Source organism: Alishewanella longhuensis, assembly GCF_014653435.1.
In the GTDB taxonomy this organism is placed as follows: domain Bacteria; phylum Pseudomonadota; class Gammaproteobacteria; order Enterobacterales; family Alteromonadaceae; genus Alishewanella; species Alishewanella longhuensis.
Map to the genome: position 1 here is coordinate 193,328 of NZ_BNAO01000007.1, position 11,064 is coordinate 204,391.

Below are 11,064 nucleotides of genomic sequence, written 5' to 3' on the forward strand. Positions count from 1 at the left end.
CATTAAGTGAGTGTGTTCAGCGGCTTAAGCTGCTGACTAAAATACTGTTTAGCCGCTGCTGCATCGGCAGCGATCTGCTGTTTTAACGCATCCAGACTGGCAAAGCGCTGCTCTGCTCTAAGCTTGTGCCGCAGCACAACCTCAATCTGAGTGCCATATAAGTCTTTGTTAAAATTAAATAAATGTGCTTCTAGTTGCTCGCGCACGCCCTGCACTGTGGGGCGATTACCAATATTGGCTACACCTTGAAATTCACCATAGCAGGTGCGGGCGCTAATCGCATACACGCCAGAAACCGGTAACTTACGCCGGTACAACCACACATTGGCGGTCGGGAAGCCTAAATCACGACCAAGCTTACGGCCATGTCTTACCCGCCCAGTTAGCGTAAAAGGCCGTCCTAACATGGTTTCGGCCAGTTGCAGTTGATCTTGCTCCAGCGCCTGGCGAATTAGAGTACTGCTAACCCGCTGCTCGCCTAATTTCAAACTGGAGGTGCTATTAAGGCCAAAACCAAATTGCTGTGCCGCCTCGGCCAGCAAGGCAAAATCACCGCTACGGTTTTTACCAAACTGAAAATCATCGCCAACAATTAAATGCCTCACACCCAGTTTGTTTAGCAACAGGTTCTCAATAAACTGCTCCGGTGCTTGTGCCGCAAAAGCCCGATTAAAACCAACGCAAAGCAGGCGATCAATTCCCAAAGCTGCCAGCGCCTGATATTTCTCCCGAAAACGGCTAATCCTGGCAGGGGCCGCGCTGCCGGTAAATAACTCCAGCGGTTGCGGCTCGAACACCATCACACAGGAAGGCAACTGCTGTGTCAGGGCCAGTTGCTTTACTTGCGCCAACACGGCTTGATGCCCTACGTGCACCCCATCAAAGTTACCAATGGTCAACACACAGCCCTGATGCCGGGGTAAAATATTATGGATACCGCGAATTAACTCCATGCCTGCCTTACATTTTGCCAGCAATTGTCTATAAACCCGACATTATACCCCGTTCACCCTTGTCTTTCAGCAACAGTTTTAGCCTTAAAATCTGCCGGCCTGATCCCCAATAGTAACAACAGGACAAAATATCCGACAACGGCACCCACACAAAGCATAGCGAGTTGGAGAATTTGCCGGCTTAAGGTGAACCCTGTCCATACTGATAACGCAGGACTAAAATAGTACAGGGCTACCGACATCAGTATGCTAGCCAACGCAAATTTGGCCAGAAAAACCATAGTACGGCGGCTTAATTGATATACCCCACGGTGTTTTAAACCCCGATATAGCAAATAAGCATTTAAACTGGCAGACAACGCTGTGGCCAGCGCCAAGCCAACATAACTCATAAAAGGCGCCAACATTAGGTTAAGTCCCATATTGGCGACCATGGCGATAATACCGATACGTACAGGTGTTTTTATATCCTGCCGGGCATAAAAGCCGGGGGCTAATACCTTAATCAGCATATAACTTAACAAGCCACAAGCATAAGCCACCAGACTGTAAGACACCATTAACACGTCGTTTTCGGTGAACTCCCCCCGCATAAACAACACCGCAATAATGGGCTGTGCTAATACCATCAATGCAAACATTGCAGGCAGACCAAACATAGCAACAAAACGCAAAGCCCAATCAAGGGTGTAAGCAAATTTGCTAGCGTCAGCACCAGCATGATGACGTGATAAGTTTGGTAAAATAACGGTAGCAATGGCAATACCAAACAGACCTAACGGAAACTCAATTAGGCGATCAGAATAATATAGCCAGCTGACTGCGCCGGTTAATAAAAAGGAGGCGATGACCGTATCGAGCAATAGATTAATCTGGCTGACTGAAACACCAAACAATGCAGGTAGCATTAAAGTACGGATCTTTGTGACATTTTCATCACGCCAGCCCCAGCGTGGTAAAACCAATAAACCGGCTTTAGCCAAAAACGGTAACTGAAACAACAGCTGCACCGCACCACCAATAAATACGCCCCACGCAAGCGCCAGCGAAGGCTCAGTTAGTGTTGGTGCCAGATATAGCGCACAGCCAATAATGGCAATATTTAAAAATACCGGTGTAAAAGCGGCTACCGCAAACTTATTGTAGGTGTTGAGAATGGCACCGCTTAGCGCCACTAAAGAAATAAACCACAAATACGGAAAGGTAATTTTTAGCATCAAGCTGGCCATTTCAAACTTGTGGGCATCAGGGCCATTATTGAGCCATTCAATAAACCAGCCCATGCCGAATAACAATGCCAGTAACGGCGATGCTATTACCCCGAATAATGTGACTAACGTCACAATAACCCCAAGGGTACCGGCAACTTTAGCCACCAGCTCTCGGACAGCATCGTCACCATGTTTGGCTTTTACCTCACTCAGCACCGGCACAAAAGCTTGTGAGAACGCACCCTCGGCAAATAAACGGCGTAAAAAGTTAGGAATGCGATTGGCAAAGAAGAACACATCGGCTGCAGCACCGGCACCAACAAAGTTGGCGACGACCACATCGCGAACTAAGCCAAGTACCCGTGAAATCAACGTCATAAAGCTAACAATTAGCCCCGATTTTAGCAATTTTCCAGACACGCCCAACTCCTTAAATGGTTGCAATGCTATTTTCACCCGTTAAGCCAGCCAATTACCAGTAGTAAGCTCAATTTAATTCCTCGCCTTTTCGCGGAAAGCATTTGACAATGGCACAGTAAATAGGCATATTATGCGGCCTTTAAAGAGTCCGGTTTTAGTTTTTAGGAGTGTTACCTTGGCTAACATTAAGTCTGCTAAGAAGCGCGCAATACAATCAGAAAAACGTCGTCAGCAAAACGCCAGTCAACGTTCTATGATGCGTACTTTCATCAAGAAAACCTACGCAGCAGTATTAACTGCTGACGCAGTAGCTTCTCAGGAAGCGTTAAACAAAATGGTACCTGTTATTGATCGTATGGCGGCCAAAGGTCTGATCCATAAGAACAAAGCAGCTCGTCATAAAGCTCGTTTAAACGCCCATGTAAAAGCGTTAAAAACTGCTTAATTGACAGTAACAAACAAAAAAGCCAGCGCAAGCTGGCTTTTTTGTTTGTTACTGTCAAGCCGTAAACCTATCTTCGCGATAGCCACTTACTGCGTTATTGCAGCCATATTTCACTGCAATAACGAGAACTAAGCCTGCTAGCCTAATCCTGACAGTATAATTTGTGCAGTAACGCAATTAACGCTTCGGCCTCACTGCTGTTTAGCTGATAAAATACCGTTTGTGCTTCTTTGCGCGTTTTAACTAACTTATGTCGGCGTAACAATGCCAAATGCTGCGATAAAGCTGACTGGCTCAAGTCCAGTTTTTCATTAATCTCACCAACCGACATTTCGCCTTCTAACAAATGACATAAAATTAACAAACGTCGCTCGTTAGAAACAGCTTTAAGTAATTTTACAGCCTCTGCCGAATTTTTCAGCATATCCTCTAAATTCATGTTCTCACACCGTTTACTTGACTGAAAATACGTTGGCTACACTATTTTAAAATAATGCCCAGCCAGCTCTGACCACTAATTACAATAATGGTTGCACCAGATTAGATATCCGTTCTGCAGTAAAGGGTTTTACTACGAACGCTTTGGCACCACCGGCAACCGCAGCTTTCAAATTATCCACACTGGAGTAAGCTGAAATCATAAAGATATGTGAATGCTGATCACAGCGCCGGAATCGCTCTAACAGTACCTGACCATTTATGTCTGGCAGCTGAATATCTAAAAAAACTAACTGCGGTTGCTCCTGCAAAAAAATCGCTTCAGCATTAACGCCATCTGATGCTTCAAATACTTGGTGTACCCCAAGTTCCTGCAGAATCGTCTTCAGATACGCCCGTACTGTGACAGTATCATCAACGATCAAGGCATTTATTGCGCTGGTGGGTCTCGTGGCAATGGGTTTTAGTTCATTTGCTTGCATCCCTGAAGCGGCTCCTTGTTGGCAATCCCTTAAACATGTTAGATTCGATGCTGACATAAAACAGCAAAACGGAATTAAAACATGAAATTGTGGTTAACAACAATATTAGCAGCTTTTAGCATGAATGTGCAGGCTGAGTCGTTAAAACTAGATAAAGATCTCGCCTATAAGTTGGTAGAATCACTCACCGTAGAAGTTGGCCCCAGATTAGCAGGCACTGAAGCTGACATGCGTTCGGTGGTTTGGGCTGAACGCCAGTTTCAGCAACTTGGGTTTGACAAAGTATGGCGTGAACCTTTTGATATGCTTTATTGGGAACGCGGGCAGGCAAATTTAACAGTGGCAGCTCCTTTTAACCAATCGTTGGTGGTTACCGCTTTAGGCGGCTCTGTAGGCACACCTTTTGACGGTATTAGTAGCCAGGTGGTAATGTTTAACACTCTGGAGGAACTAACCCAGGCCAGTACCGCTGATGTGAAAGATCGTATCGTCTTTATTAATCATGCGCTAGAAAAAGATATTCGTGGTGGTTTTTACGGTCAGGTCGTTGGTGGCCGGGCGCGTGGCGCTGTAGAAGCGGCAAAATTAGGTGCAAAGGCTATTATTATCCGCTCAGTTGGTAGCAGCAACAATCGTTTCGCCCATACTGGCCAAATGCGTTACGAGGAGGGTGTTGAGCGTATACCAGCTGCAGCCATATCCGTGCCTGATGCGCAACAACTAAGTAAAATGCTGGCCATTAATCCAGAGCTGACGCTAAGTCTGCAAATGAGTAACAACTTACCCGGCACTGTCACCAGCCACAATGTGATTGCCGAAATTACCGGTAGTAAAAGACCCGACGAGATTGTGTTAATTAGTGCGCACTTAGATTCCTGGGATGAAGGCACTGGTGCTTTAGATGATGGCGCGGGTGTCGGTATAGTGATGGCGACCGCCGCTTTATTAAAACAAGAAAAACCAGAGCGTACTATCCGCGTGGTCCTATTTGGTAATGAAGAAGGCGGTCTGATTGGTGCAAGGGCCTACGCAGCACGCCATCATCAACAACTGGCTAAGCACGTATTTGCGTCTGAGTCTGATTTTGGCGCAGGCCGTGTCTGGCGTTTTGATACTGGCATGGGCGAGCAGGCCCTAGGCTTTGCCAGAGAACTGCAAAAGAAATTAACGCCGCTGGGTATTGCTATGGGCCCTAATACCGCTTCAGGCGGCCCGGATGTGTCAATTTTAAAAGCACAAGGCGTGCCAGTTGCTAGCTTAATGCAAGATGGTACTGATTACTTTGATTATCACCATACGCCAAATGATACCTTAGATAAAATTGATCCGACGGCGCTGAAACAAAATCTTGAGGCCTGGTTAATTATGACCCGGGAAATTGCCAATAGTCAGGTAAATTTGCGCCTGTAATAAGCTGCTGGCATTACACATGTAACCTGGCTGCGCTGAAGATGACAGCCAGGTTACAGCCATTAAAAAAACTAATCTGGAATCTGCAATATTCCTCAGTTGAGTAAATACTCAGCACTGCTCATAATGCGCGCAATTAAACACCGCGCCATTGGAGCTACAACATGGAAAATCTGATCTACGACATTATTAGCTGGGTTGGCTTAACCATCTGTATCGGCGCATTTTTTATTAAAGACGTTTTTTGGTTAAGATTAGCTACATTAATAGGTTGTAGCCTATTATTTGTATATTACAGCCACATCGCTATCCCGCAGGGCGCGATCTCAAACCTGTTGGTACTGTTAATCAACGCATATTATTTATTACGTTTTGCAAATGCCCGGAAAAAAGCGCAAGTGGCTGCTACCGAAAATGAACTGGCTGCAACAAAACTAAGCACTCAAGCAGAATAAGACACTTTTTCCACACCTTCTAGCAGGCTATACTACGTAGCCAGTAGTAGGTGTTGGAGTAAGGCATGCAACATGATGAGTTTGAGCTGTTTCTGCAAGAGATGGCTGATGTAAAACCTTTACCACAAGATGCTGTTTTACAACAAAATGGCGATTTTAGCCCCACTTTAGCCCAACAAGCACGGCGTAAAGCTGCCGAACAGGAAATGGAATACGATCCACACTATTTAAGTATGGAATATGTTGACCTGGTTAAACCTGATGACGTTTTCGCCTACTGCAAAGATGGTGTACAACAAGGTGTTTATCGTAATCTACGGTTAGGCAAATATCAGTGTGATGCCACGCTCAACCTATTGGGCAAAACACTGCAAGAAGCACGTAGCTTATTACAACAATTTATTACCGATTGTCATCAACGTGGGGTGAGAACTTTACTGATCCAGCATGGTATGGGCCGCAATAGCAAGCCGCATCCGGCCATCCTTCGCAGTTATGTTTTTAAATGGTTACCTAGCTTTAGTGAGGTCTTAGCTGCTCATACAGCGCAAAGACAGCACGGAAGTTATAGTGCTACCTACGTGTTATTGCAAAAGAACGCCGAGCAAAAACGCGAAAACCGCGAACGCCACACTAAGAAGTAGGCTTTCACTAGAAACTGCAAATAAACAATTAAGGGCTGTATAAGACAGCCCTTAATTTATTTACAGCAACCAGGTTACTGCTTCAGCCTTGGTCAAAAATGCTGACAATGCCATCACTAGCACAGCAATAGCAAGTGTGGTAAAGCCAAAACCACGATTGGACGCTTTACTCATAAATAACCCTCAACCCACTTTATTATTGTTATAAAAAGCTACTAATATGCTACCAAGATTATTAGCGGAATCAGTGTAGTAAAGATATCGCTAAGTTACAATAGCTGTATGTTTAACCAGTCTTTGCCGGTTATCAATAACCTTGGGTTAAATCGACTTGATTTAGTAGTGGCAACCCCCGCTGACTACGCCGGTAGTTTTCGGCAATCTGCGCCACCACCGTCTCAACCCGCGTAACGGCTGAGGTGTGGGGCGTGACTAAAATAGCCGGATGCGACCAAAATGCATGTGTTGGCGGCAATGGCTCTTCTCGAAAAACATCTAAACACGCAGCCTGTAACTGACCGCTATCTAATGCAGCCAATAAGGCGTCATCATCCACGATAGCACCACGCGCAACATTAATGAAAATCGCGCCTGGTTTCATCATCGCAAACACCTCAGCATTTAACATACTTTCAGTTTGCGCAGTAAGTGGTAACAAACAAATCACCAGATCAGCGTTAGCGAGCGCGGTGGTAAGCTGAGCGCTACCGGCATAACAGGTTATACCCGGTAAATTCTTCGGGCTTCTGGCCCAGCCACTTACCTGATACCCTTGTTGCTGAAAATGCAAAGCGGCGGCTGCACCCAGTTCGCCCAACCCCAGTACACATAGCGACTGCAGTTTACGTGGGCTTTTGGGTTGCCAACGTTTTTGTTGCTGTTGCGCACCAAAGGTATCTAGCCGCAAACGATAATAATTCTCTATGCCGGTTAGGTACTGTAGCATTGCTGCGGTTAATGCTGGATCCACAATACGCGCCAGCGGTAGCGCTGGTAACGTATCATCGGCCAAAATACCGTCAACACCTGCCCCAAAGCTTTGTAAGGCTTTTAAGCCAGGCAAGGTCGCCACCACCCCGGCCGGTTGTTTCCAAAGCACGGCAAAGGTAATGTCTGCCGGATTGGTTAAGTTAGGCCAAATTTCAATTGGGGTAGCGGGTAACGCTTGTTGCAGCCGCTGTTGTAAATCCTCCAATTTTCTATCTGGGATAATTAATGCTATTGCCACCTGAACGTCCTCGTACTCATTGCAGGTGCTGACTCTACCACATTCAGCAAAGCCTGTTGAAGCGGCCTGCTCAGATTCAAAAAAAAGCCATAAAACCGCCACCGCATTGTCATATTCGACGATTAGCCTTGGCAGCAGCGCAAGTGCCTGGGAGCCTATCTATGCTAAATGTCGAACAAATGATTCAGCAGCAATTACCAACGGTATCGCAGAAACCCTGGCTATATGGCCCGGTAAAAGGCATGTTGAGTTATCTGCTACACGAGCAGGAGTTTCAGGCGTTCACAAAACGTTACCCGCATTTGCAAGGGCTAGAGTTTGTTGAGCAGGTGCTGGATTATTTTAACTTTAGCTATGCCGTGCGTGATAACGAACTAGAGCGGGTTCCCTCTTCCGGACGTGTAGTCATTATTGCTAATCATCCTATTGGCTCATTAGATGGACTAGCCTTACTCAAATTAGTCAGTGATATCAGACCTGATGTTAAAGTCTTGGCGAATCAGCTACTGATGGCTATAAAACCGCTGCACAACTTATTATTGCCCGTTAATAATATGCAAGGAGGCACTGAGCGACGCCGCTTGGATGCCATTCAGCAACATCTGGCGGCTGAAGGTGCATTAATTTTATTTCCGGCTGGAGAAGTATCTCGCTTAAAACCCAATGGTATACGCGATGGTAAATGGCATAGTGGTTTCCTACGTTTTGCTACTCAAGCCAAAGCGCCAATTCTACCGGTGCATATCGATGGTCGTAACTCAATGTGGTTCTATAGTGCTTCTATGCTTTATAAACCGCTGGCCAGTATCTTACTGGTTAAAGAGATGTTTAAACAAAAGCAAAAAACTATCAGTATGCGGATTGGTGAACAAATTCCTTGCGATAGCTTTAGCAACTTAGCGCTAGAGCTACCTGCCAAGGTAAAGTTGTTCAAAAAGCATCTGTACCGCCTGGCTAAAGATAAACCAGCTTTATTTAAAACGCAGAGCGCAGTCGCTCATCCAGAAGAACGCAAGGTCCTGAAAAAAGCCATTGAGCTTTGTCAATTACTTGGTGAGACCGGTGATGGCAAACTAATCTATTTATACCAACATCAGCAAAGTTCTCCTATTTTGCGCGAAATTGGCCGCTTACGCGAACTGGCATTTCGAGCGGTAGGCGAAGGCAGTGGCTTACGCCGGGATATTGACCGCTTTGACAGCCATTACCAGCATCTCATTCTTTGGGATAAAGAAGATTTAGAAATCGTTGGCGCTTATCGTTTTGCTGATACCGCTAAGACAATCGCCGAGCATGGGACTGATGGACTTTATACCTCATCTTTATTCCATTTTAGCGATAAAATGCAGCCTTATATGGCACAAGGACTGGAGCTTGGTCGTAGTTTTGTGCAACCACGTTATTGGGGCAAACGTAGTCTGGAATATTTATGGTATGGCATTGGCGCCTATTTACGGCAAAACCCACAGTTACGGTATTTATTTGGTGGCGTTAGTTTATCAAATAGCTATCCCAAAGCAGCCCGCGATCTGATGGTTTATTTTTACTCCCTCTATTTTAGCGATGACCAACACACGGCAATTTCTAATAGCCCCTATCATTTGCCGCAATCGGTGTTACAAGCGTTACAAAATCACTTCAGTGGTAATAATTACACAGAAGACTTTGTGCAATTAAAGCATTTGCTTGCTAATATGGGGGTGAGCATTCCCACTTTATATAAGCAATATAGTGAGCTGTGTGAACCGGGCGGCGTGAAATTTCTGGCCTTTGGCACAGATCCTGATTTTGCGGATTGTATCGACGGCCTGGTCTTGGTCGATACCACCCAGATTAAAGCAAATAAAAGAGCAAGGTATCTGGAATAACAGGCCGCAGCGGACAAGTGTAAAGGTTGCGTAAAAGTTAGCCAAAGTTCAGCTGTTATTCAGCCAGCCCCCTCTATAAGTTGGTTATTTGCTATACATACTTCTGCAGTGCCTCAAGCGCTGACAGTAGGGAGGGGATTATGCAAGTTTATCGTACTTTGCACCAATTACTGCTTGTAACATTGTTAGTATTCGCCAGTGGCTGCGCCACGGCAACGCAAAACCAAACCGCCTCCGCAGACTTTAGTCAGGCCGAGCTGGATCAGATGCTGGCGCCTATTGCTTTATATCCTGATAGCGTGCTCACTCATGTCCTGATAGCGGCCACTTATCCGCTGGAAGTAGTACAAGCGGCACGATGGTTAGAGCAAAATCCCAGACTATCAGGTGAAGCAGCGGTAGATGCCGCCAGTGGCCAGGATTGGGATCCCAGTGTGCAAGCGCTGGTGGCTTTTCCGCAGCTGTTAAAACGCTTAAATGAAGACTTAACCTGGACCCAACAGCTTGGCGAAGCCTTTATTAGTGATGAGCCGGCACTGCTTGCCAGTATCCAACGTCTACGGCAACGCGCTTATGCCCAAGGCTCCTTAAACAAAATGGAGCATGTTGTAGTGGAACGGGAGCGCGAAATCATTGTGATTGAGCCAGCGCGACGCGAAGTCATTTATGTTCCCTACTACGATACCCGGGTAGTTTATGGTAACTGGTGGTGGCCTGCCTATCCTCCGGTTTATTGGTATGAACCGGTAGGCTATCGTAGCCATGTTACTTTTTATTGGGGAACGGGTTTTCATATCCGCCCGTCTTTCTATTTTAGCGTCTTCGATTGGCATCGCCGCCATGTAGTAGTGCATCACCACTATTATCATCAGCCGCCACGTTACTATCCAAGACGTCATCACTTCCAACATGCATCTCGCTGGCAGCATGATCATTATCATCGTCGTGGGGTACATTATCAGCATAGCAAATTACGTGATCGGCAAGATTTCTATCATAGCCGTCCTGATCAGCGCAGAACATCGCCGGCCAGAACGACTGAGCATCAACGGGAATGGCGTGCCGAGCAATCTCGCTCAGGCAATGGTCAACAACGACCAGGCCAAGACCGTCAGGCACAGCAGCAGAATCGCACAGAGCAAAACTCAGGTTTACCCTCTTCACGCAGAATGCAGGAAGCTGAAAGAGCACAGCGGCAACTCAGAGAAGCGCAGTTCTCTGAACGGCAACGTAATGTACAGCAACGGCAGCAAGCATCTGAAAGTCGCCAACAAACTGCTCCCGTAGGCCGAATTGCACAGCAATGGGCGGAAAACGAGCAACGGATGCAACCTATCTTGCCAGCAGCAACAGAGCAAGACAGGTCGTCAAACCGAAGATTGCAACAAGAGCAACGCGCACAACCAGTTAGCAGGCCACAGCAGGAGCAACGCGCCCAACCAGTTAGCAGGCCACAGCAGGAGCAACGCGCCCAACCAGTTAGCAGACCACAGCAGGAGCAACGCGCACA

The 11,064-nt window shown here is 46.4% G+C and carries 11 protein-coding genes; 6 read left to right on the forward strand and 5 right to left on the reverse strand.

Annotated features, from left to right (window positions below):
• Positions 1-2: 2 nt before the first annotated feature.
• Together ribF and murJ are read right to left on the reverse strand one after the other, a co-directional pair.
• Positions 3-953 carry a bifunctional riboflavin kinase/FAD synthetase gene (ribF, locus tag IE163_RS13965; RefSeq protein ID WP_189433593.1) on the reverse strand — a complete coding sequence of 317 codons (951 nt, stop codon included), beginning with the start codon at positions 951-953 and terminating at the stop codon, positions 3-5.
• Between the two features lie 53 nt (positions 954-1,006).
• Complete coding sequence (murJ, locus tag IE163_RS13970) at positions 1,007-2,584, reverse strand: murein biosynthesis integral membrane protein MurJ (RefSeq protein WP_189433594.1); 1,578 nt, start codon at positions 2,582-2,584, stop codon at positions 1,007-1,009.
• Positions 2,585-2,759: 175 nt separating this feature from the next.
• Here murJ and rpsT point away from each other — a divergent pair, with 175 nt between their 5' ends.
• Positions 2,760-3,029, forward strand: coding sequence for a 30S ribosomal protein S20 (gene rpsT / locus IE163_RS13975; RefSeq protein ID WP_189433595.1), 270 nt, complete (start codon positions 2,760-2,762; stop codon positions 3,027-3,029).
• Positions 3,030-3,171: 142 nt separating this feature from the next.
• Here the strand turns inward: rpsT and IE163_RS13980 are convergent, their stop codons facing one another.
• Positions 3,172-3,468 carry an ArsR/SmtB family transcription factor gene (locus IE163_RS13980; protein ID WP_189433596.1) on the reverse strand — a complete coding sequence of 99 codons (297 nt, stop codon included), beginning with the start codon at positions 3,466-3,468 and terminating at the stop codon, positions 3,172-3,174.
• A 79-nt stretch (positions 3,469-3,547) separates the two neighbouring features.
• Positions 3,548-3,949, reverse strand: coding sequence for a response regulator (locus IE163_RS13985; protein ID WP_189433597.1), 402 nt, complete (start codon positions 3,947-3,949; stop codon positions 3,548-3,550).
• An 81-nt stretch (positions 3,950-4,030) separates the two neighbouring features.
• Here IE163_RS13985 and IE163_RS13990 point away from each other — a divergent pair, with 81 nt between their 5' ends.
• The 3 genes from IE163_RS13990 to smrA all read left to right on the forward strand — a co-directional run bounded on the left by IE163_RS13990 (position 4,031) and on the right by smrA (position 6,458).
• Positions 4,031-5,359 (forward strand): M20/M25/M40 family metallo-hydrolase, encoded by a 1,329-nt coding sequence (locus IE163_RS13990; protein ID WP_189433598.1) that lies wholly within the window; start codon positions 4,031-4,033, stop codon positions 5,357-5,359.
• Between the two features lie 164 nt (positions 5,360-5,523).
• Complete coding sequence (locus IE163_RS13995) at positions 5,524-5,814, forward strand: hypothetical protein (RefSeq protein ID WP_189433599.1); 291 nt, start codon at positions 5,524-5,526, stop codon at positions 5,812-5,814.
• A 65-nt stretch (positions 5,815-5,879) separates the two neighbouring features.
• Positions 5,880-6,458 (forward strand): DNA endonuclease SmrA, encoded by a 579-nt coding sequence (smrA, locus tag IE163_RS14000; RefSeq protein WP_189433600.1) that lies wholly within the window; start codon positions 5,880-5,882, stop codon positions 6,456-6,458.
• 307 nt (positions 6,459-6,765) lie between these two features.
• On the opposite strand, the gene IE163_RS14005 is transcribed toward smrA, so the two are convergent.
• Positions 6,766-7,686 (reverse strand): 2-hydroxyacid dehydrogenase, encoded by a 921-nt coding sequence (locus IE163_RS14005; protein ID WP_189433601.1) that lies wholly within the window; start codon positions 7,684-7,686, stop codon positions 6,766-6,768.
• Between the two features lie 161 nt (positions 7,687-7,847).
• On the opposite strand from IE163_RS14005, the gene olsF reads away from it, so the two are divergent.
• Together olsF and IE163_RS14015 are read left to right on the forward strand one after the other, a co-directional pair.
• Positions 7,848-9,554 (forward strand): bifunctional ornithine lipid synthase OlsF, encoded by a 1,707-nt coding sequence (gene olsF, locus IE163_RS14010; RefSeq protein ID WP_189433602.1) that lies wholly within the window; start codon positions 7,848-7,850, stop codon positions 9,552-9,554.
• Positions 9,555-9,694: 140 nt separating this feature from the next.
• Positions 9,695-11,064, forward strand: a 1,370-nt coding sequence (locus IE163_RS14015; RefSeq protein ID WP_189433603.1) for a DUF3300 domain-containing protein, incomplete at its 3' end; no start/stop codon positions are given.